We start from the raw sequence: 21,468 nt of genomic DNA, 5'->3' as shown, positions 1-21,468 counted from the left end.
TGGGGATGGTGCAGATGTGAAGCCGCCCCCGGGGGCGGCTGAACAATCGGGAGAGACGGTGCCCGGTAGTGCCGGCCGCTGGCCGGCTTGCGCTGGTCCTGGATGCGGGTTCCCTGCGGTTGCCGGCCAGCGGCCGGCACTACCCGTAACCGCCTGCGGCGGTTACTGCCGCAGTTCGCGGTAGGTCGCGGCCGGGGCAGCGATGCCGGGGCTGGCACGCCAGGGATTGATATCCAGGCCACCACGGCGGGTGTAGCGGGCCTCCACTTCCAGCCACTGCGGCTGGCAGCGCGCAGACACCTCGCTGAAGATCCGCTCAACGCACTGCTCGTGGAACTCGGCGTGCTCACGGTAGCTGACCAGGTAGCGCAGCAGACCCGCACGGTCGATCTTCGGCCCACGATAGCGCAGGCTGACCGTGGCCCAGTCCGGCTGGCCGGTGACCGGGCAGTTGGACTTCAGCAGCGCCGAGACCAGGGTCTCCTCCACCACTTCGCTCGCGTTGGCGGCGAGGAAGTCCGACTGCGGCGGACCGTAGCAGTCGATCTCCACGTCCAACCCGTCGATGGATTCACCGAGCGGCGTCTCGCGCAGGCCCGGCAGGCCGAACTCGACCTGGACCGGCGCACCGGCGCAGGCCGACAGATCGGTCACCAGGCGTTCGCGCAGTGCCTCGGCGCTGTCGATGCGGGTGCTGTTGAGGGAGTTGAGGTACAGCTTGAACGACTTCGATTCGATCAGCCGCGGCGAGGTGCACGGCACCTGCACGGTGGCGACGGCGACCTGCGGCTTGCCACGCGGGTCGAGCCAGCTCAGCTCGAAGGCATGCCAGCGGTCATGGCCGACGAACGGCAGCGCGGCGTCATCGAGGCCGATCTCGGCGCGGGCGCCGATGCGCGGGATGGGAAACAGCAGGCCGGGATCGTACTGCGACGGGTAACTGACCTCGCGACCGAGGCTGGAATCCTGTGGGGTGTTCATGGGGGTCATTGTATCGCGCGGAGGGCGGGCCTTCGGCCCGGCCGGCCAACGGCGGAGCCCCTCCGTGGTGGTTTTGTTGGTTGGTCGTGGAAGGCGGTCTATCGGCTTGGCCGGGTGGGTAGGCGGGTCGGGGGACGCCGTAAACCCGTCCTTGGGGGCTTGGCCGCGGCATCCATGCCGCGGACACTCCCGCCCCGCCTACCCACCCGGCCCCTGACAGTTCCCTGCACGCGGCCACAACCACGGGAAAGATCAGAAAAATCAAAATCAAAAGCCAATCCTTCAGACATTCCGGATGTCTGCCCGTGTCGACCAAGGTCGACACCCACCAACAGCCGCGTGAACCTGTCGGGGGCAGGGCTGCAAGCCCTGCCGGAAACCCTCAGCCCGCAGGAGTGCCGGCACCGTTCAAGTAATCCAGGCTCACCTGCAGCAGCGCCCGCAACCCGACATCCAGCGCCTTCTCATCCAGCAGGAACTTCGGCGAATGGTTCGCCGGCGCCGTCGCCGGGTCGATGCCCACGCTGGTCGAACCCACGAAGAAGAACATCCCCGGCACTTCCTTCGCGTACAGCGAGAAATCCTCCGCGCCCATCTGCAGCGGCGGCTCGTACACGTTGTCCTTGCCCACCACCGCCTGCAGGCTCGGCAGCATCTTCGCGGTCAATGCCGGGTCGTTCACCGTGGCCGGGTTGCCTTCCGATTCGTAGATGTCGGTCACCGCCTTTGCCCCGTGCGCGGCGGCGGTGTGCTCGGCCACGTTGCGCAGGTCGGCGAAGATCTGCTGGCGCATGCCTTCATCAAAAGTACGGATGGTGCCGACCATTTCCACTTCATCGGGAATGATGTTGTAACGGATGCCACCGTTGATCGCGCCGAAGGTCAGCACCGCCGGCTGCTTCGACAGGTTGGCGCGGCGGCTGACGATGGTCTGCGCGGTACCGACCAGATCGGCGGTGGCGACGATCGGATCAACACCGTTCCATGGCGCCGAACCGTGCGTCTGCCGCCCGATCACCTTGATGCCGAAACGATCCGAAGCCGCCATCAGCGGACCACCACGCACCGCGATCTGTCCTGCCTGCACGCTGGAAAACACATGCAGGCCGAATACGGCTTCCGGCTTGAAGTCGGCGAACAGCCCTTCCTTCAGCATCAGGGCAGCACCACCCTCTTCCGGCGGCGGTGCACCCTCTTCGGCAGGCTGGAAGATCAGCATCACCTGGCCCGGAAGGTCCTTCTTCATCGACACCAGTGCTTCGGCCACGCCCAGCAGGGTGGCGGTGTGCGCGTCATGGCCACAGGCATGCATCACGCCCACGGTCTGCCCGCGGTACTGGTCGGTGGCCTTGGAGGCGAACGGCAGGCCGGTCTGTTCGGTCACCGGCAACGCGTCCATGTCCGCACGCAGGGCGATCTTCGGCCCGGGCTTGCCGCCTTCGATGATCGCCACCACGCCGTGATGGGCGATGCCGGTCTTCGGCTTCAGGCCCATCGCACGCAGCCGCTTGGCGACCTCGGCCGAGGTGCGCGCCTCGCGGTTGGACAGTTCCGGATGCTGGTGGAAGTCGCGGCGCCATTCGACCACCTTGGCCTGCAACCGCTGCGCGGCAGCGGTCACCTCCGGGCGCTGCCCGTCCTGGGCATGGGCAAGGGCCGGCAGGGCCAGCAGCAGGGCGGACAGCAGCAGCGAACGGCGCATCACGATCTCCACGGCAAGGGGTTCCAGCTGAATGTAGGGCAACACCGGCGCTACGGGAACCTCCCCGGCCGGATCCGGTCTTAGCGCCCGTCCCATCCGTCATGCAGGAAACGCGATGTGGCACAGGTATGCTTTGCGCATTGCCCCCGGGGTCCCGCCCGGTCCAGCCCTCTTGGAGTCCTCGTAATGTCACGTGTTTGGAAGATCGTGCTGCTGGTCGTGGCGGTACTGGTGCTGGCCGTGGTCGGCCTGCGCGTCGTCGGTGGGGGCAAGGACAAGGCTGGAACACCCGCTGCGGGCGCGCGCCAGGGCGGCGAGGATCCGGATGCCGGCCCGGTGCCGGTCACCGTGGTCGACGCTACGCGCCAGGACGTGCCGGTGTATGCCAGCGCACTGGGCACGGTGACCGCGATGAACACCGTTACGGTCAGCCCGCAGGTCGGCGGCCAGCTGATGAGCCTGAATTTCCGCGAAGGCCAGGAAGTGAAGCAGGGTGAGGTGCTGGCGGTGATCGATCCGCGCACCGCCCAGGCGAGTTACGACCAGGCCGCCGCGGCCAAGCGCCAGAACGAAGCGCTGCTGGCTACCGCGCGCTCCAACTACCAGCGCTCGAACGCGCCGGAGTATCGCCAGTTCGTCGCCAAGACCGATCTGGATACACAGCGAAACCAAGTGGCACAGTACGAAAGCGCAGTCGCGGCGAACGAGGCCAGCATGCGCTCGGCGCAGGTGCAGCTGCAGTACACCAAGGTCACCGCGCCGATCACCGGCATCGCCGGCATCCGCGCGGTCGATGCTGGCAACGTGGTCAATGCCGGCACCGCGCTGGTCACGCTGACCCAGATCCACCCGATCCACGTACTGTTCAACCTGCCCGAGCGCCAGCTTGGCGACGTGCGCCAGGCGCAGGCTGCCGGCGCGGTACCGGTGGCGGCGCTGGACCGCGCCGACTCGCACGTGCTGTCCGGTGACGGCAAGCTGGATGTGGTCGACAACCTGATCAGTGCCGACAGCGGCACGTTCAAGGCGCGCGCCCTGTTCGACAACACCGACAACGGTCTGTGGCCGGGCCAGTTCGTCAACGTGCGCATGCAGCTGCGCACGATTACCGGTGGCGTGGTCATCCCGACCCAGGCGGTGCTGCGTGGCCCGGACGGCGAGTACGTCTACATCGTGCAGGGCGACAACACGGTAAAGATGCAGACCGTGCGCAGCGGCGTGGAAGTGGGCGACAGCCAGGTGCAGATCGCCGAAGGCCTGAAGGGCGGCGAGCGGGTGGTCAGTGAAGGCCAGTTCCGCCTGAAGCCGGGCAGCAAGGTCAACGCGCTGAAGCCGGGCGAGACCCCGGCCGCACCGACCGAGGCCGAGCTGAAGGCGGCCGAGCAGAAGAACGGTGGCGGCAGTGGCCGTCGCGGTGGTGGCCCGCGCTGAGCGCAGGCCACAGTTCTCCCTCGCGCCGGCACACCTGCCGGCGCCGACATTGAAGTGCCAGCAAGGATCAGTCCGTGGGCTTTTCGACGATCTTCATCCGCCGCCCGATCGCCACCTCGCTGCTGATGGCGGGCCTGTTGCTGCTCGGCATCCTCGGTTACCGCAAGCTGCCGGTCTCGGCGCTGCCGGAAATCGATGCCCCCAGCCTGGTGGTCACCACCCAGTATCCGGGTGCCAACGCCACCACCATGGCCTCGCTGGTCACCACGCCGCTGGAGCGCCAGTTCGGGCAGATCTCCGGGCTGGAACTGATGACCTCCGACTCGTCGGCGGGCCTGTCGACGATCATCCTGCAATTCTCGATGGACCGCGACATCGACATCGCCGCGCAGGACGTGCAGGCGGCGATCCGCCAGGCCACCCTGCCCTCGTCACTGCCTTACCAGCCGGTCTACAACCGGGTGAATCCAGCCGACGCGGCCATCGTCACCCTGAAGCTGACGTCTGATACGCGTCCGCTGCGCGACGTCAACAACTACGCCGACTCGATCCTGGCCCAGCGCCTGTCGCAGGTGCAGGGCGTGGGCCTGGTCTCGATCGCCGGCAACGTGCGCCCGGCCGTGCGCATCCAGGTCAATCCGGCGCAGCTGTCGAACATGGGCCTGACCCTGGAACAGCTGCGCAGCGCGCTGACCCAGGCCAACGTCAATGCGCCGAAGGGTTCGTTGAACGGCAAGACGCAGTCCTACAGCATCGGTACCAACGATCAGCTGGCCAGCGCCGCCGAGTACCGCGACACCATCATCAGCTACAAGAACGGCCGTCCGGTGCGGTTGTCCGACGTGGCCGAGGTGATCGATGGCGTGGAGAACGACCAGCTGGCCGCCTGGGCCGATGGCAAACCGGCGGTGCTGCTGGAAGTGCGCCGACAGCCCGGTGCCAACATCGTGCAGACCGTCGAGCGCATCCGCGCGCTCCTGCCGCAGCTGCAGGGCGTGCTGCCGGCCGACGTGCACCTGGAGATCTTCAACGACCGCACCGAGACCATCCGCGCCTCGGTACATGAAGTGCAGTTCACCCTGATCCTGACCATCGGCCTGGTGGTGGCGGTGATCTTCGTGTTCCTGCGCCGGTTGTGGGCCACGATCATCCCGTCGGTCGCAGTGCCGTTGTCGCTGGCCGGCACCTTCGCGGTGATGGCCTTCGCCGGCATGTCGCTGGACAACCTCTCGCTGATGGCCCTGGTGGTGGCCACCGGCTTCGTGGTCGACGATGCGATCGTGATGATCGAGAACATCGTGCGTTACATCGAGCAGGGCAAGAGTGGCAAGGAAGCGGCCGAGATCGGCGCGCGCCAGATCGGCTTCACCGTGCTGTCGCTGACCGTCTCGCTGGTGGCGGTGTTCCTGCCGCTGCTGCTGATGCCCGGTGTCACCGGCCGCCTGTTCCACGAGTTCGCGTGGGTGCTGAGCATCGCCGTGGTGCTGTCGATGCTGATCTCGCTGACGCTCACCCCGATGATGTGCGCCTACCTGCTCAAGCCCGACGCCCTGCCCGAGGGCGAGGATGCGCATGAGCGCGCGGCAGCGGCCGGCAAGCAGAATCTGTGGACGCGCACCGTCGGCCTGTACGAGCACAGCCTGGACTGGGTGCTGGGCCACCAGCGCCTGACCCTGGCCGTGGCCGGCGGCGCGCTGGTGCTGACCGTCCTGTTGTACGTGCTGATTCCCAAGGGCCTGCTGCCCGAACAGGACACCGGCCTGATCACCGGCGTGGTGCAGGCCGACCAGAACATCGCCTTCCCGCAGATGGAGCAGCGCACCAAGCAGGTGGCCGAGGCACTGCGCCATGATCCGGACGTGACCGGCGTGTCGGCCTTCATCGGTGCCGGCAGCATGAACCCCACGCTCAACCAGGGCCAGCTGTCGATCGTGCTGAAGGAGCGCAGCCAACGCGATGGCCTGGACGAGATCCTGCCGCGCCTGCAGAAGGCGGTGGCCGGTATTCCGGGCGTGGCCCTGTACCTGAAGCCGGTGCAGGACGTGACCCTGGATACCCGCGTGGCCGCCACCGAGTACCAGTACTCGCTGTCGGACGTGGATTCGGCGACGGTGGCGACCCAGGCCACGCGCCTGACCGAAGCGCTGCGCAAGCGCCCAGAACTGGCGGACGTCGACAACAACCTGTCCAACCAGGGCCGTGCGCTTGAGCTGAACATCGACCGCGACAAGGCCAGCGTGCTGGGCGTGCCGATGCAGACCATCGATGACACGCTCTACGATGCGTTCGGGCAGCGCCAGATCTCGACCATCTTCACCGAGCTCAACCAGTACCGCGTGGTACTGGAAGTGGCGCCGGAGTTCCGCACCAGCACCGCGCTGATGGAACAGCTGGCCGTCGCCTCCAACGGCGCCGGTGCACTGACCGGTACCAACGCCACCAGCTTCGGCCAGGTCACCTCGTCGAACTCGTCGACCGCCACCGGCATCGGCGCGCAGAACACCGGCATCACCGTCGGCGCCGGCAACATCATCCCGCTGTCGGCCCTGGCCGAAGGCAAGGTCAGCAGCGCGCCGCTGCTGGTCAGCCACCAGCAGCAGCTGCCAGCAGTGACGGTGTCGTTCAACGTGGCGCCGGGCTATTCGCTGTCCGAAGCCGTGCGTGCGATCCAGGAGACCAAGGACAGCCTGGACATGCCCACCCACCTGCATGCCGAGTTCATCGGCAAGGCCGCCGAGTTCACCGGCAGCCAGACCGACGTGGTGTGGCTGCTGCTGGCGTCGCTGGTGGTGATCTACATCGTGCTGGGCGTGCTGTACGAGAGCTACATCCACCCGATCACGATCATCTCCACGCTGCCGCCGGCCGGTGTCGGCGCACTGCTGGCGCTGATGCTGTGCGGGCTGAGCCTGTCGGTGGACGGCATCGTCGGCATCGTGCTGCTGATCGGCATCGTCAAGAAGAACGGAATCATGATGGTCGACTTCGCGATCGAGGCGCGCCGCGCTGGTGCCAACGCGCACGAAGCGATCCGTCGTGCCTGCCTGCTGCGCTTCCGCCCGATCATGATGACCACCGCCGCGGCCATGCTCGGTGCACTGCCGCTGGCGCTGGGCACCGGCATCGGCTCGGAACTGCGCCGCCCGCTGGGCATCGCCATCGTCGGTGGCCTGCTGCTGTCGCAGCTGGTCACCCTGTACACCACGCCGGTGATCTACCTGTACATGGAGCGCTTCTCCGAGTGGCTGGCGCGCCGCCGCGAGCAGCGCGCCCTGCGTGACGGCACGCTGCAGGAGCCGCAGGCATGATCCACGCCCCGCTGCTGCGGGGGGCCGCACGATGAACCTGTCCGGCCCCTTCATCCGCCGCCCGATCGGCACCGCGCTGCTGGCCATCGGCCTGTTCATGGTCGGCCTGATCTGCTACCTGCGCCTGGGCGTGTCGGCACTGCCGAACATCGAGATCCCGGTGATCTTCGTGCACGCCAGCCAGTCCGGCGCCGACGCGGCGACCATGGCCTCCACGGTCACCGCGCCGCTGGAACGCCATCTCGGCCAGCTGCCGGGCATCGACCGCATGCGCTCGTCGAGCTCGGAAGGCAGCTCGCTGGTGTTCATGATCTTCCAGAGCGGCCACAACATCGATTCGGCGGCACTGGACGTGCAGACCGCGATCAACTCGGCACAGGCCGACCTGCCCTCGGGCATGGGCTCGCCGATGTACCAGAAGGCGAACCCGAACGACGACCCGGTCATCGCCATCGCGCTGACCTCGCAGACGCAGTCGGCCGACGAGCTGTACAACGTCGCCGATTCGCTGCTGGCGCAGCGCATCCGCCAGATCAGCGGCGTTGCTTCGGTCGACATCGCTGGCGCCTCAACGCCGGCGGTGCGCGTGGACGTCAACCTGCGCCTGATGAACGCGCTGGGCCTGACCGCCGACGACCTGCGCAACGCCGTGCGCGCGGCCAACGTGACCTCGCCCACCGGCTTCCTCAGCGATGGCAACACCACCACCGCGATCATCGCCAACGATTCGGTGGCACGCGCCGCCGACTTCGCCGACCTGGTGGTCAAGACCCAGGGCGATGGCCGGGTGATCCGGCTGAAGGATATCGCCAACGTCTACGACGGCCAGCAGGATGCCTACCAGGCCGCGTGGTTCGACCACAAGCCGGCGGTGGTGATGTACGTGTTCACCCGTGCCGGCGCCAACATCGTGGAGACCGTGGACCGGGTCAAGGCGCAGATCCCGACCCTGCGCGACTACCTGCAGCCGGGCACCACGATGACGCCGTACTTCGACCGTACGCCGACCATCCGCTCGTCGCTGCATGAAGTGCAGATCACCCTGCTGATCAGCCTGGCGATGGTGGTGCTGACCATGGCGCTGTTCCTGCGCCGGCTGGCACCGACGCTGATCGCGGCGGTGACCGTGCCGCTGTCGCTGGCCGGTGCCGCGCTGGTGATGTACGTGATGGGCTTCACCCTGAACAACCTGAGCCTGCTGGCGCTGGTGATCGCGATCGGCTTCGTGGTCGACGATGCGATCGTGGTGATCGAAAACATCATGCGCCACCTCGACGAAGGCATGCCGCGGATGCAGGCAGCGCTGACCGGCGCGCGCGAGATCGGCTTCACCATCGTCTCGATCACCGCCTCGCTGGTGGCGGTGTTCATCCCTCTTCTGTTCGCCAGCGGCATGATGGGTGCGTTCTTCCGCGAATTCACCGTCACCCTGGTCGCGGCCATCGTGGTCTCGATGATCGTGTCGCTGACGCTGACCCCGGCGCTGTGCAGCCGCTTCCTCAGTGCGCACGACCACAGCGCGCCGCCGTCGCGCTTCGGCCGTTGGCTGGATGCCGGCCATGAGCGCATGCTGCGCATCTACACCGTGTTCCTCGACTTCTCGCTGCGCCACGCGCTGCTGATGTCGCTGACCCCGCTGATCCTGATCGGCGTCACCGTGTTCCTGTTCGGAGCAGTGAAGAAGGGTGCGTTCCCGCCGCAGGACACCGGCCTGATCTGGGGCCGCGCCAACTCCAGCGCCACTGTCTCCTTCGAGGACATGGTCGCCCGCCAGCGCCGCATCACCGACATGCTGATGGCCGACCCGGCGGTGAAGACCGTCGGCGTGCGCCTGGGCAGCGGCCGCCAGGGCTCCAGCGCACAGTTCAACATCGAGCTGAAGTCCCGCAGCGATGGCCGTCGCGAAACCACCGCGCATGCGTTGGCGCGACTCAGTGCCAAGGCCGATCGCTACCCGGACCTGCAGCTGCGCCTGCGCGCGATCCAGGACCTGCCCAGCAACGATGGCGGCGGTTCCAGCCAGGGCGCGCAGTACCGCATTTCCCTGCAGGGCAACGACCTGGCCGCACTGCAGGAATGGCTGCCCAAGCTGCAGGCGGAACTGAAGAAGAACCCGAAGCTGCGCGATGTCGGTACCGACGTGGACAACGCCGGCCTGCGCCAGAACATCCAGATCGACCGCGCCAAGGCCGCACGCCTGGGCATCACCGTGGGTGCCATCGACGGCGCGCTGTACGGTGCGTTCGGCCAGCGCCAGATCTCCACCATCTATTCGGACATCAACCAGTACAGCGTAGTGGTGAACGCCCTGCCCTCGCAGACCGCCACGCCAGCGGCGCTGGATGAAGTGTATGTGCGTGCACGCAACGGCGACATGGTGCCGATCACCGCGGTGGCCACCCAGGTCCCGGGGCTGGCACCGTCGCAGATCACCCACGAGAACCAGTACACGACGATGGACTTGAGCTACAACCTCGCTCCGAACGTGAGCATGGGTGAGGCCAAGGCGATCATCGACGCAACGGTGGCGGGCATGCGCATGCCCGGCGACATCCGGCTGGCCGACGATGCGGGCTTCGGCTTCAATTCCGATCCCAGCGACATGCTGATCCTGGTACTGGCGGCGATCCTGACCGTGTACCTGGTGCTGGGCATGCTCTACGAGAGCCTGATCCACCCGGTCACCATCCTGTCCACGCTGCCGGCGGCGGGCGTCGGTGCGCTGCTGGCGTTGTTCGGCACCAACACCGAGCTGTCGGTGATCTCGATGATCGCGCTGGTGCTGCTGATCGGCATCGTCAAGAAGAACGCGATCATGATGATCGATTTCGCGCTGGTGGCGCAGCGCGAGCATGGGCTGGCACCGCGCGACGCCGCACGCGAGGCCAGCATCGTGCGCTTCCGCCCGATCATGATGACCACCATGGTGGCGATCCTGGCGGCCGTACCGCTGGCGATCGGCCTGGGCGAAGGGTCGGAGCTGCGCCGCCCGCTGGGCATCGCGATGATCGGCGGCCTGCTGTTCTCGCAGAGCCTGACCCTGCTCAGCACGCCGGCGCTGTACGTGATCTTCTCGTGCCTGGCCGAACGCTGGCGGGCCCGTCGCGCACGCAAGCGCGAAGCGAAGCTGCTCAAGCGCGCGCAGCGGGCGTAACTCGGTAGAGCCGGCCGCTGGCCGGCTTCCTCCGTACAACGCATCTGCCGGCCAGCGGCCGGCACTACCGTGGTGGTCCGCCCTCCATATTTCACGCGCACCCCGCAATAATGGTGGGAGATCCTTCCGCCGAGCCTGCATGTCCGCCCGCCAATCCCGTCTCAGCCGCCTGTGGGCCCACGAGAAGGCCAGTTACGGCCTGCGGGTGTTCATCGCCCTGACCGCAGCGCTGGCGGTGTGCTGGCAGCTGGATGCGCTTACGGCCCTGCCCGGCGTGTTCCTGGGCATCATCGCCAGCGCCATCGCCGAGACCGACGACAACTGGTGGGGCCGGACCAAGGCCGTGGCGCTGTCGCTGCTGTGTTTCTGCATCGCGGCAGCCTCGGTGATCTGGCTGTTCCCGTGGCCGTGGATCTTCATCGGCGCGCTGGCGCTGTCCACCTTCGGCCTGACCCTGCTGGGTGCGCTCGGCGAGCGCTACGCGTCCATCGCCCAGGCCACGGTAACGCTGGCGATCTACACCATGATCGGGCTGGAGCAGCATGGCGCCAGCGACCTGCACAGCGCGCTGGACGCGGTCAGTCACCTGTTGGCCGGTGCGGTCTGGTACGGCCTGCTGTCGATCCTGTGGACCGCACTGTTCGCCAACCGTCCGGTACGCGAACGCGTGGCGCGACTGTACGTTGAACTGGGCCGCTACCTGCAGTTGAAGGCAACACTGTTCGAGCCGGTGCGCGAGGCCGACCTGCAGCGTCGCCAGCTCGACCTGGCCGAACAGAACCGGCGCGTGGTCGCTGCATTGAATGAAGCCAAGACCGCGATCCTGGCCCGCTTCGGCCGTTCCGGACGGCCCGGCGTGAACTCCGGCCTGTACCTGCGCCTCTACTACATGGCACAGGATTTCCACGAGCGCGCCAGCTCCTCGCATTACCCGTACGGCGCGCTGGTCGATGCCTTCTTCCACAGCGATGTGCTGTACCGCTGCCAGCGCCTGCTCGACCTGCAGGGGCAGGCCTGCGCACGGCTGGGTGAGGCGATCCGCCTGCGCCGTCCGTTCGTGTATGGCGAAAGCAACCAGCAGGCCGGGCGCGACCTGGCCGATGCGCTGGCCTATCTGCGCGACCAGCAGCGGCCGCAGTGGCAGCGCCTGCTGGGCTCGCTGGATCTGCTGGTGCACAACCTGCGCAGCATCGAGCGCCGCCTGCTGGATGCGGAGCGTTCCGAGGCCAGCCTGGACAACGTCGATACCCGCCTGCGCGACAGCAACCCGCACACCCTGCGCGAGATGGGCGTGCGCGTGCGCCAGCAGCTCACGCCCGGCTCGGTCCTGTTCCGCCACGGCCTGCGCATGGCATTGGCCCTGATCGCCGGCTTCGCGGCGATTCGGCTGTTCAACGCCCAGAACGGCTCGTGGGTGCTGCTGACCATCGTGTTCGTGTGCCGCCCCAACTTCGGCGCGACCCGCCAGCGCCTTGCACAACGCATCGTCGGCACCGTGGCCGGCCTGGTACTGACCTGGGCGCTGCTGCAGCTGTTCCCGCAGCTGCACGTGCAGCTGCTGATCGCGCTGCTGTCGGCACTGTTGTTCTTCTTCACCCGCACCGACCGCTACCTGGTGGCATCGGCGGCGATCACGGTGATGGCCCTGACCTGCTTCAACCTGATCGGCGATGGCTTCGTGCTGATCGTGCCGCGCATGGTCGATACGCTGCTGGGCTGCGCGATCGCCGCCGCCGCCGCGTTCCTGATCCTGCCCGACTGGCAGGGCCGCCAGCTGCACCTCGTGCTGGCGCGCGTGCTGGACACCGCCGCGCGCTACCTGGATTCGGTGCTGGGCCAGTACCGCAGCGGCATGCGTGATGACCTGGCCTACCGCATCGCCCGGCGCGACATGCACAACGCCGACGCCGCGCTGTCCACCGCGCTGTCGAACATGCTGCGTGAGCCCGGCCACGTGCGCCGCAATCTGGATGCCGGCTTCCACTTCCTGGCGCTGTCCAACACGCTGCTCGGCCATCTGTCTGCATTGGGCGCGCATCGTGACCAGGTGGACAGCTATGCTGGCGACCCGCTGGCATTGGCGGCCGGTGAACGCGTGCGCAAGGCACTGCAGCAGCTGGCCTCGGCCCTGACCGCACGGCAGCCGGTCAGCGAGGACGACAACGACGCTGATCGCGCGGTGGCGGCCGAACTGGAGCAGATCGACGAGGCGATGCCGGCGAAGCTGCAGTTGATCCGCACCCAGATGGCGCTGGTACTGCGGATGCTGCCGAAGGTGCGGGCGGCGGCCAATAAGGCAGTGCGCAGCCTGACCTGATCCCTCACCACTGAATCAGGCATTCCAGCCACGCATGGCATGGATCCACCGCGCCAGGTGCAACAGCGCGTTGCGTCTGGCGCTGCAGCCCGATCACGCGCCTGCGCGGATACTGGGTCATCCCCTGCTCCGGATTCCCCCATGAAGATCGAACTCGCCGGTCGTACCGCGCTGGTCACCGCCTCCACCGCCGGCATTGGCCTGGCGATCGCCCAGGGCCTGGCCACCGCAGGTGCGCGGGTCATTCTCAATGGCCGCAGCACCGACAGCGTCGAGCGTGCCCGCCAGCGCCTGCTCGACGCTGTTCCGGGTGCCGACGTGGCCGGCGTCGCCGCCGATCTGTCCGATGCGGCCGGTGTCGATATGCTGCTGGCCGGCCTGCCCAAGGTCGACATCCTGGTCAACAACGCCGGCATCTTCGGCCCCGAGGACTTCTTCGAGACCGAAGACGCGACCTGGGAACGCTACTGGCAGACCAACGTGATGTCCGGCGTGCGCCTGTCGCGTGCGCTGCTGCCGGCGATGGTCGATGCCGGCTGGGGTCGCGTGCTGTTCATTTCCTCCGAATCGGCGCGCAACATCCCCGCCGACATGATCCACTACGGTGTCAGCAAGACCGCGCAGCTGTCGCTGTCGCGCGGCCTGGCCAAGCGCGTGGCCGGCAGCGGCGTCACCGTCAACGCGGTGCTGCCCGGCCCGACCCTGTCCGACGGCTTCGCGGCAATGTTCGAAGATGAACGACAGCGCAGCGGCAAGCCACTGGAGCAGATCGGCCGCGAGTTCGTGATGGCGCACCGGCCGTCTTCGGTGATCCAGCGCACCGCCACGGTCGAGGAAGTGGCCAACATGGTGGTGTACCTGGCCTCGCCGCAGGCCTCGGCCACATCCGGTGCCGCCCTGCGCGTGGACGGCGGCGTGGTCGACGATATCGTCTGAGATCGCCGGAGGTTTGCGGACCGACGGTCCGCACCCACAGGTCCGCACCCACAGCGGATAGGCAGGAATGCTAGGCTGCGCCGGTCAAGGAGGCTCCATGTCCGGTCACAACCAGTTCGCCCTGCTGCGCCAGCGCCGTTTCCTGCCGTTCTTCGTGGTCCAGGCGCTCGGTGCGTTCAACGACAACGTGTACCGGCAGGCGATCATCAGCATGTTGCTGTTCATGGCCGTGCCGGAAGAAGAACTGGGGCTGTATGCCACGCTGGCGCCGGCCATCTTCATCCTGCCGTATTTCCTGTTCTCAGCGCTGGCCGGGCAGATCGCCGACAAACTGGAAAAATCGCGGCTGATCGTGATCACCACCACCATGGAGATCGTGATCATGTCGCTTGCGGCCACCGGCTTCCTCACCCAGAGCCTGCCGGTGCTGCTGGTCGCCCTGTTCTGCACCGGCATGCAGTCGACCCTGTTCGGCCCGGTGAAGTACTCGGTGCTGCCGTCGGTGCTCAAACCCGAAGAGCTGACCGGTGGCAACGGTCTGGTTGAAATGGGCACCTCGATGTCGATCCTGTCCGGCATGATCGTCGGCGGCCTGGTGTTCACCGTGGCCGGCAGCCACGGTACGGTGGTGGCGGCCTGCGCGATCATCGGCCTGGCGATCTGCGGCAACATCGCCGCCCGCCTGATTCCCAAGGTCGATGCCGGCGATCCCACCCTGAAGATCAACTGGAACCCGTTGCCCGAATCGCTGGCGGTGCTGCGCATGGCACGCCAGCAGAAGGCCGTGCGCAACTCGATCCTGGGCGTGTCCTGGTTCTGGTTCGTCGGCACGGTGCTGACCTCGCAGCTGCCGGCCTATGCGGTGACCAACCTCGGCGGTGAGCCGACCCTGTACATCTTTGCGCTGGCCCTGTTCTCGGTCGGCACCGGCATCGGTTCGCTGCTGTGCGAAAAACTGTCGGCACGCACGGTGGAAATCGGCCTGGTGCCGCTGGGTGCGTTCGGCATGACCGCGTTCCTGCTCGACCTGTACTTCGCCCGCAGCGGCGAGGCGACGGTGCACGGGCTGACCATTGGCACCTTCCTGCAGCAGCCCGGCAGCATCCGCATCGTCATCGACCTGATCGGCATCGGCCTGTTCACCGGCATCTTCGTGGTGCCACTGTTCGCGCTGATCCAGAGCCGCACGCCGAAGGCGCAGATGTCGCGCGTGTTCGCGGCGCTGAACATCCAGAACTCCGGCTTCATCGTCGGCGCAGCCCTGTTGTCACTGGCCGCGCACAAACTGCTGCACTGGAGCATCCCGCAGCAGTTCCTGGCGCTGGCCATCGCCAACGCGCTGGTGGCGATCTACATCTTCACCATCGTCCCCGAATTCCTGATGCGCTTCCTCAGCTGGCTGATGGTGCGCACCCTGTACCGGCTGCGCCCGCACGGCATCGAGGCCAACGTGCCCGACGAGGGCGCCGCGCTGCTGGTCTGCAACCATGTCAGCTACATGGACGCACTGATCCTGTCGGCGACGATTCCGCGCCCGGTGCGCTTCGTCATGTACTACCGGATCTTCAACATCCCGGTGATGCGCTGGATCTTCCGCACCGCCAAGGCGATCCCGATCGCCGGCGCGCGTGAAGACCCGGCACTGATGCAGCGCGCGTTCGACGAGATCGACGCCGCGCTGGCCGAAGGCGAGCTGGTCTGCATCTTCCCGGAAGGCGCGCTGACCAAGGATGGCGCGATGGCACCGTTCAAGTCCGGCGTCGAGAAGATCCTCGAACGGCGGCCGGTACCGGTGGTGCCGATGGCCCTGCGTGGCATGTGGTCGAGCATGTGGAGCCGGCGCGACAGCCGCCTGGGTCGCATGCGTGTGCCGCGCCGTTTCCGTGCCACCGTCGAAGTTGTAGCGGCACCGGCCGTGGATGGCCACAGCACCAGCGCCCCGGTACTGGAGGCCCAGGTGCGGGCCCTGCGCGGCGATCACGCCTGACGGAATCGGCCCGCCAGGCGGGTCCGGCAATCTCCCCCGCATACGTCACCGTTCACTGGCGTACGCGACATGCCGTGACTGTAAACGCATACATGCAACGCAGGTTGCGGTAGATTACGCACCCACAGGGGGGAGGTCCGGCCGATTCATCATGGCCGGCCACCAAGGAATGGAGTCTCGCTTTGAATCAACCACCACCGCTCAGCCGTCCGGTCTACATCCCCAACCATCTGGTCTGGGCGATCCTGACGACGCTGTTCTGCTGCCTGCCGTTGGGCGTGGTGTCGATCGTCTATGCCTCCCAGGTCGATGGCCGCCGCGCGGCCGGCGATCTTCCGGGGGCCTACAGTGCGTCGCGCAAGGCGGGCTGGTGGGCGGCGGCTTCGGCCGTGGCCCTGCCGGTCCTGTTGCTGTTGTGGTTCGGGCTGTTCGGCGGCTTGGCCGTACTGGGCGCTCTTTCCGACCAATGATCCACCACCACCACCCATCAAGGAGCTTGAACCCATGAATACTGCTACTCCGCAGGTCCCGAACAATCTGGTCTGGGCGATCCTGACCACCCTGTTCTGCTGCCTGCCGGCCGGCATCGTGTCGATCGTCTACGCCGCCCAGGTCAACGGCAAGCTGGCCGCTGGCGACATCGCCGGCGCCCAGGACTCCGCCGCCAAGGCCAAGAAGTGGGCCATGTGGTCGGCCATCGCCTGGGTCGTGCTGGTCGTGCTGTACGTGCTGTTCTTCGTTGTGCTCGGCGGCATGGGCGCGATGAGCAACGGCAGCTACTGATACGCCTGGACGGATCCGGCGCCAGCGCCGGATCCGTTGTTGCAATGTCCGCGCTTCCCGCTCGCTCCCGACTCGCCCGCTGGGCGCCGCTGCTGGTTTCTGCCGGCCTGGCCGTGGGTGCCGCGCTGGTGCTGCGCAACGTCAATCCGTATGTCGCCGGCAATCCCCTGCCGAGCTGCCCGCTGTACGCGCTGACCGGCCTGTACTGCCCGGGCTGTGGCAGCACGCGCTGCCTGTACTCCCTGGTCCATTTCGACCTTCCCGGTGCGATGGCGATGAACCCGCTGCTGGTCATCAGCCTGCCGTTCCTGCTGCTGATGCTGCTGAACATCGCCGGCATCCGCCCGCGTGTGCTCGACCCGCTGATGCGGGTGCTGGCCAATCCCGTGTTCTGGCTCTGGGTGCTGCCCGGGTATGCGCTGCTGCGCAACCTGCCGTGGGCACCGTTCACCGCACTGGCACCGGTCTAGGTTTCCAGCCAACGGCGCAGCCCCTCGTGGTGGGCGGGGTTTTTCGATCATGGGGTTGGCCGGGTGGGTGGGCTGCGCAGGGGTCGCTGCAAGTACGTCCATGTAAGCTCGGTCGCCGCATCCATGCGGCTCACGCCCCTGCGCAGCCCACCCACCCGGCCACGGACAGTTTCCGTGTGCGTCCACCACGGAAAAGAAAGAGAAGATCAAAAGCGGAAGCGGATCGCTTCGCTGCGCATCCACGCATGGCGTGGATCTACCGTGTCGACCAAGGTCGACACCTACCAACAGCCGCCGGAATCTGTCGGGGGTGGGGCGGTGTGGGGCTGCAGGACCGTTGGCGCCATGGGCCCGAGGCATGCCTCGGGCGGGTTGGGCAGGAGGCCCAACCCCGGTCTTGCCGTGTGCGCAGGACAGCGCACACGAGCAAGGCGCCATCGAGCCCCCAGGGACGGGTTTACGGCGTGTCCTGCAGCCCCACACCGCCCCGCCCAACCCTCAGCAACCCAGAGCCGCTTTGGCTTTGGCTTTGGCTTTGGCCTCTGCAGGTGCAGGGCTGCAAGCCCTGCCAGAACACCTACGTCACCCAGCCTGCAATCACCAGCAGGGCGAGGATCGCCAGCCACAGCAGCAGCATCCGCCACACCAGGCTCATCGCATCACGCAGGTCCGGCAGCCGCTGCCATACCGGCAGCAACCCGGCCTCGGTGTAATCGTGCGCATCCTCGCGCAGCTCGGCGTTGACGCTGGCCCGCGCCACTGCGCCGAGGAAACCGATGTCCCCCGTCAGGCGCTCGCCATGGGCCTGCCGCCAGGCCTTCCACGCCGTATCGAAGTTGCCCACCAGCGCCATCGAGAATGCCATCAGCTGCGCCACCGGCCACTCGACCCAGCCCAGCAGGCGCTGTGCCAGTGCCAGCGGCTCCACCGGCACGCGGGCGCGCATCGGGCTTTCCGCCATCAGCGCCAGCAGCCGGTAACCCAGCGCACCGGCCGGGCCCAGCAGCAGGAACCAGAACAACACCGCGAACCAGCGCCGCAGCGCGTTGAGCACGGTTGCCTCGACCAGTGACGGCACATCCTCGCGCAGGCTGCCACCGGCCGCCTGCAGGTTGCGTACCGCGGCCTGGCGCGTCGCCGCGTCATCGGCATCGATGATGGCCTCGATATCGCGGTCCAGATCGCGCGGGCCCCAGCACCACGCCAGCACCGCCACGCCCAGCAGCAGCGACGGCAAGCCGAACAGCACCCCACGCAGCAGCCACGCCAGCAGCGCCATCAGCAGCAGCGGCGGCAGCAGCGCCAGCGCCACGCCTGCCGGCCCTTGCCAGGCCTTGCCACCGCGCGCGTCCAACCAGCCCAGCCAGCGCCGGAAGCCGTCGAAACGGCGCAGCGCCGCGGCAGCGGCCGGGGCAACATGGCCCAGGGCCAGTGCCACCAGCACGGCGGCCAGAGTGGTGAACATGGCAGGTCTCCCTACGAAACAGAACGCTCGGCGTCGCTACCTTACCTGTCGCAGCGACGCCCTCAGCGGTGACCCGCACTGTAACCCGGGCCGTGTTCAGGTGGCGGCAATACAGGCGCTACCATCAGCCCCGCTCAGCCCTTCTGCTGCCGGTACCAGTGTTCGATCAGGCCGCGCGAAATCGAGATCGGCGGCGACAGGCGGATGCCCTGGCCATCGTCCTCGACATCGCGGGCCAGCGCCGCGCCGACCTCGTCGGCACTGAACCAGCGCGCGTCTTCCAGCTCGCCGTCCACGGTCGGCAGATCGTCATGCGCCTGCGCACGGAAGCCGACCATCAGTGCGCCCGGGAACGGCCACGGCTGAGAGCCCAGATACTGGCAGGCGGTCACCCGCACCTTGCTCTCCTCGTGCACTTCGCGCACCACGGTCTGCTCGAAGGTCTCACCCGGTTCAACGAAGCCGGCCAGTACCGAGTAACGACGCGGTGCCCAGTTCGACTGGCGGCCAAGCAGCAGCCGGCCCTGGTTCTCCACCGCCACGATCACGGCAGGATCGACCCGCGGATAGTGCTCGGTGGAACACTGCGCGCAACGGCCGACGAAGCCGCCACGGGCAAACGCCACAGCACCACCGCACACGCCGCAGAAGCGGGTGCGCGAATGCCAGTAGGACATGCCGCGGGCATAGCTGAAGGCGGTCGCATCGGCCATCGACCACAGCAGTGCGGCCTGGCGCAGGTCGAGGCGGCGCGGCGCGGTGACGGTAACGTTGGCGGCTTCGACCGAGAACCAGGCCTGCTCGCCACGCAGGCCGAGGAAGATCGCGGCACCGGGGCCACCGCCGATGTCGGCGCCGCTCAGCGCCAGTGGCTGATCGTCATCGCCAGTGAAGGCGCTGCCGTCCTGATCGAGCACGAGAATGCGCGCGCCCGGCCACAGGCGCGCCAGTGCATCGGCATCTTCGCGCAGGGCATCGGCGCGCTCCAGCGGTTCGCCAACGAAGGCGAAACCGGAAAGCGGCGAAGGAGTATTGGGCATCCGGCAAGCGTGCCGCCAATCGATGCGGGAGGCAAGGTCGGCGCTGTGCGCAATCTGCCGGTGTGGGCGTGGAGGCACGGAACATCCACGCGTGGCGTGGATCTACTGATCCGCTCTGGTAGGTGCCAACCTTGGTTGGCACATCCCGCCCACAGGGTTCTTACATGCTGAAGCTGCTGCCGCAGCCGCAGGTGGTCTTCGCATTCGGGTTGCGGATCACGAACTGGGCACCGGTCAGGCTCTCGGTGTAGTCCACCTCGGCGCCCATCAGGTACTGCAGGCTCAACGGGTCGACCAGCAGGGTCACCCCACTGGTCTGCACCGCCAGGTCATCCTCGGCACGGTTCTCGTCGAACTCGAACCCGTACTGGAAGCCCGAACAGCCACCGCCTTCGATGTACACGCGCAGGGCCAGGTCGGGGTTGCCCTCTTCCTGGATCAGGGATTTGACCTTGGCGGCCGCCGACTCGGTGAAGTTCAGCGGGCGCTCCAGCGACTGGTAATCGGGCGCGGCAACCGGGGTGGCGCCGGGCAGGGAGACTAGCGTGCTCATGCCGTCAGCATGGGGGTGCCGGCGATGGCTTTCAAGCCATCGCCTCGGCCAGCTTGCGGCGTGCGGCGGTGTCGCCCTTGCCACCATTGGCGTCGTCGCCTTCCGGGGCCGGCAGGGCCGCCATCGGGGCGCTGGCATGGATCAGGCGGCCGTTCAGCTGGGCGCCCGCATTCATCTCCACCACCTGGTAGTGGACGTTGCCATTGACCCGTGCGCTCGGGGTCAGCTCGACCTTCTCGGTGGCGTGCACGTCGCCGTCCAGACGGCCACTGATGACCACCACCTGGGCGCGGATCTCGCCCTCGATCACGCCATGCTCGGCGACCGTCAGGGTCGCGCCACTGGCGCCTTCGGCGGCGATCACCTTGCCATGGATGCGACCTTCCACATACAGGCCCCCACTGAATTCCACATCACCACGGATCACCACCTGGTTGCCGATCAGGGCATCCACCACCAGCTGGCCTTCACGGTTGGATTTGCTGCTTCCGAACATCTGCCTACTCCCCTTTGCTGGCCGGCGCACCGGCCTGTTTCCAGTCGAATACCTGGGTGGTACCCCCCGTACCACTCCCCAATGTCACCCGCACGCGTTGCGGGGTGAAGTCAGCCGGCAGCATCACGCTGCCGGTGATCTGCTGGAAGTACCGGAACGAGTAATCCTGTCCCGGCACCTTGCTGCGCTGGTGCAGATCATCCCAGCTGATCGTGGCCAGCTTGCCGTTCTTCACGCCTTCCACGGTGAAACGCATCTGCCCCTGGCTGATGGCGCCGCGGTTGAGGTTCTGGGTCAGCACGGCGGTGTACTGCCAGGTGCCGGCCGCTTCCGGGCTGAACTCGATCGAATGAGTGTTCAGGCCCTTGCGCTGGCTGGTCGAACCCACCAGGCGCTCATAGAAGGCAACGTCGGCACGCAGGCCGGCGATTTCCTCATCGCGCTCGGCCAGCGAGGACTGCACCTCGGTGTTGGCGGCGCGGCTGATGCGGTCGGAGGCTTCCAGCGTGGCCTGCTTCTGGCGCAGTTCGGTCAGCTGCGCCTGCAACGTCTCGGCACGCTTCTCGGCGGCCTGCAGGCGCTGGCCCTGGGCATCGCGCGGCGTGGCCATCCAGCAGCCACCCAGCACCGCCAGCACCAGGCTGAGCAGCCAGATGCCGCCGATCACCAGCAGGCGGCGACGGTCGGCCGGCGGTTGCGGCGCGCCGGGCAGGCGGACCTGCACGCGCATGGGAGGACGGTTGGTCATGGGTGGTTTCCGGGGCATCGCGAGGGCGACACCGGTACGGCCCCTGTGGCAAACGACGGGCTAGTGTATGACAGGACGGGTGGGTTTCCTGCGCAGT

Annotated in this window: 16 protein-coding genes; 9 read left to right on the top strand and 7 right to left on the bottom strand. The window is 67.3% G+C overall.

Annotated features, from left to right (window positions below; genetic code table 11):
- Nucleotides 1–162: 162 nt before the first annotated feature.
- Nucleotides 163–981 carry an NADPH-dependent 7-cyano-7-deazaguanine reductase QueF gene (queF, locus tag VPH47_RS01675; RefSeq protein ID WP_368849981.1) on the bottom strand — a complete coding sequence of 273 codons (819 nt, stop codon included), beginning with the start codon at nucleotides 979–981 and terminating at the stop codon, nucleotides 163–165.
- Between the two features lie 382 nt (nucleotides 982–1,363).
- Nucleotides 1,364–2,683, bottom strand: a complete 1,320-nt coding sequence (locus tag VPH47_RS01670) for a M20 family metallopeptidase (protein ID WP_110714390.1) — start codon at nucleotides 2,681–2,683, stop codon at nucleotides 1,364–1,366.
- A gap of 186 nt (nucleotides 2,684–2,869) precedes the next feature.
- On the opposite strand from VPH47_RS01670, the gene VPH47_RS01665 reads away from it, so the two are divergent.
- From VPH47_RS01665 to VPH47_RS01625, 9 genes are all read left to right on the top strand, one after another.
- The gene (locus VPH47_RS01665) at nucleotides 2,870–4,114 is read left to right on the top strand and encodes an efflux RND transporter periplasmic adaptor subunit (protein WP_368849980.1); all 1,245 of its coding nucleotides are present in this window, start codon (nucleotides 2,870–2,872) and stop codon (nucleotides 4,112–4,114) included.
- A 74-nt stretch (nucleotides 4,115–4,188) separates the two neighbouring features.
- On the top strand, nucleotides 4,189–7,422 hold the full coding sequence (locus VPH47_RS01660; protein WP_197610980.1) for an efflux RND transporter permease subunit: 3,234 nt from the start codon (nucleotides 4,189–4,191) through the stop codon (nucleotides 7,420–7,422).
- A 31-nt stretch (nucleotides 7,423–7,453) separates the two neighbouring features.
- Nucleotides 7,454–10,576, top strand: a complete 3,123-nt coding sequence (locus VPH47_RS01655; protein WP_368849979.1) for an efflux RND transporter permease subunit — start codon at nucleotides 7,454–7,456, stop codon at nucleotides 10,574–10,576.
- Between the two features lie 139 nt (nucleotides 10,577–10,715).
- A complete protein-coding gene (gene yccS, locus VPH47_RS01650) occupies nucleotides 10,716–12,893 on the top strand; it encodes a YccS family putative transporter (protein ID WP_368849978.1) in 2,178 nt (725 codons plus the stop codon).
- Between the two features lie 141 nt (nucleotides 12,894–13,034).
- Entirely contained in the window at nucleotides 13,035–13,829 is a 795-nt protein-coding gene (locus VPH47_RS01645; RefSeq protein ID WP_368849977.1) for an SDR family NAD(P)-dependent oxidoreductase, read from the top strand.
- A gap of 97 nt (nucleotides 13,830–13,926) precedes the next feature.
- Nucleotides 13,927–15,816 carry an MFS transporter gene (locus VPH47_RS01640; RefSeq protein ID WP_368849976.1) on the top strand — a complete coding sequence of 630 codons (1,890 nt, stop codon included), beginning with the start codon at nucleotides 13,927–13,929 and terminating at the stop codon, nucleotides 15,814–15,816.
- Between the two features lie 182 nt (nucleotides 15,817–15,998).
- Nucleotides 15,999–16,286, top strand: coding sequence for a CD225/dispanin family protein (locus tag VPH47_RS01635; RefSeq protein WP_110713959.1), 288 nt, complete (start codon nucleotides 15,999–16,001; stop codon nucleotides 16,284–16,286).
- A 34-nt stretch (nucleotides 16,287–16,320) separates the two neighbouring features.
- Nucleotides 16,321–16,599, top strand: a complete 279-nt coding sequence (locus tag VPH47_RS01630; protein WP_110713960.1) for a CD225/dispanin family protein — start codon at nucleotides 16,321–16,323, stop codon at nucleotides 16,597–16,599.
- A gap of 44 nt (nucleotides 16,600–16,643) precedes the next feature.
- Nucleotides 16,644–17,069, top strand: a complete 426-nt coding sequence (locus VPH47_RS01625; RefSeq protein ID WP_368849975.1) for a DUF2752 domain-containing protein — start codon at nucleotides 16,644–16,646, stop codon at nucleotides 17,067–17,069.
- Nucleotides 17,070–17,646: 577 nt separating this feature from the next.
- Here VPH47_RS01625 and ampE read toward each other — a convergent pair.
- The 5 genes from ampE to VPH47_RS01600 all read right to left on the bottom strand — a co-directional run bounded on the left by ampE (nucleotide 17,647) and on the right by VPH47_RS01600 (nucleotide 21,371).
- Complete coding sequence (ampE, locus tag VPH47_RS01620) at nucleotides 17,647–18,534, bottom strand: regulatory signaling modulator protein AmpE (protein WP_110713961.1); 888 nt, start codon at nucleotides 18,532–18,534, stop codon at nucleotides 17,647–17,649.
- A 134-nt stretch (nucleotides 18,535–18,668) separates the two neighbouring features.
- The gene (gene nudC, locus VPH47_RS01615) at nucleotides 18,669–19,574 is read right to left on the bottom strand and encodes an NAD(+) diphosphatase (protein ID WP_110713962.1); all 906 of its coding nucleotides are present in this window, start codon (nucleotides 19,572–19,574) and stop codon (nucleotides 18,669–18,671) included.
- A 160-nt stretch (nucleotides 19,575–19,734) separates the two neighbouring features.
- Nucleotides 19,735–20,127 carry an iron-sulfur cluster insertion protein ErpA gene (erpA, locus tag VPH47_RS01610; protein ID WP_005419789.1) on the bottom strand — a complete coding sequence of 131 codons (393 nt, stop codon included), beginning with the start codon at nucleotides 20,125–20,127 and terminating at the stop codon, nucleotides 19,735–19,737.
- A 31-nt stretch (nucleotides 20,128–20,158) separates the two neighbouring features.
- Entirely contained in the window at nucleotides 20,159–20,623 is a 465-nt protein-coding gene (locus VPH47_RS01605) for a polymer-forming cytoskeletal protein (protein WP_099554096.1), read from the bottom strand.
- Nucleotides 20,624–20,627: 4 nt separating this feature from the next.
- A complete protein-coding gene (locus VPH47_RS01600) occupies nucleotides 20,628–21,371 on the bottom strand; it encodes a DUF6776 family protein (RefSeq protein ID WP_100442148.1) in 744 nt (247 codons plus the stop codon).
- Between the last annotated feature and the right edge of the window lie 97 nt (nucleotides 21,372–21,468).

The sequence above is a fragment of the Stenotrophomonas sp. WED208 genome (assembly GCF_040984485.1).
Classification (GTDB): domain Bacteria; phylum Pseudomonadota; class Gammaproteobacteria; order Xanthomonadales; family Xanthomonadaceae; genus Stenotrophomonas; species Stenotrophomonas riyadhensis.
This window is presented reverse-complemented; position numbering and strand designations above follow the sequence as displayed.

What these genes read in the sequence shown, in the direction of transcription:
- queF (WP_368849981.1), bottom strand. Translation starts at nt 981, where the DNA reads ATGAACACCCCACAGGATTCCAGCCTCGGTCGCGAGGTCAGTTACCCG.
- VPH47_RS01670 (WP_110714390.1), bottom strand. Translation starts at nt 2,683, where the DNA reads ATGCGCCGTTCGCTGCTGCTGTCCGCCCTGCTGCTGGCCCTGCCGGCC.
- VPH47_RS01665 (WP_368849980.1), top strand. Translation starts at nt 2,870, where the DNA reads ATGTCACGTGTTTGGAAGATCGTGCTGCTGGTCGTGGCGGTACTGGTG.
- VPH47_RS01655 (WP_368849979.1), top strand. Translation starts at nt 7,454, where the DNA reads ATGAACCTGTCCGGCCCCTTCATCCGCCGCCCGATCGGCACCGCGCTG.
- yccS (WP_368849978.1), top strand. Translation starts at nt 10,716, where the DNA reads ATGTCCGCCCGCCAATCCCGTCTCAGCCGCCTGTGGGCCCACGAGAAG.
- VPH47_RS01645 (WP_368849977.1), top strand. Translation starts at nt 13,035, where the DNA reads ATGAAGATCGAACTCGCCGGTCGTACCGCGCTGGTCACCGCCTCCACC.
- VPH47_RS01640 (WP_368849976.1), top strand. Translation starts at nt 13,927, where the DNA reads ATGTCCGGTCACAACCAGTTCGCCCTGCTGCGCCAGCGCCGTTTCCTG.
- VPH47_RS01630 (WP_110713960.1), top strand. Translation starts at nt 16,321, where the DNA reads ATGAATACTGCTACTCCGCAGGTCCCGAACAATCTGGTCTGGGCGATC.
- VPH47_RS01625 (WP_368849975.1), top strand. Translation starts at nt 16,644, where the DNA reads ATGTCCGCGCTTCCCGCTCGCTCCCGACTCGCCCGCTGGGCGCCGCTG.
- ampE (WP_110713961.1), bottom strand. Translation starts at nt 18,534, where the DNA reads ATGTTCACCACTCTGGCCGCCGTGCTGGTGGCACTGGCCCTGGGCCAT.
- nudC (WP_110713962.1), bottom strand. Translation starts at nt 19,574, where the DNA reads ATGCCCAATACTCCTTCGCCGCTTTCCGGTTTCGCCTTCGTTGGCGAA.
- erpA (WP_005419789.1), bottom strand. Translation starts at nt 20,127, where the DNA reads ATGAGCACGCTAGTCTCCCTGCCCGGCGCCACCCCGGTTGCCGCGCCC.
- VPH47_RS01605 (WP_099554096.1), bottom strand. Translation starts at nt 20,623, where the DNA reads ATGTTCGGAAGCAGCAAATCCAACCGTGAAGGCCAGCTGGTGGTGGAT.
- VPH47_RS01600 (WP_100442148.1), bottom strand. Translation starts at nt 21,371, where the DNA reads ATGACCAACCGTCCTCCCATGCGCGTGCAGGTCCGCCTGCCCGGCGCG.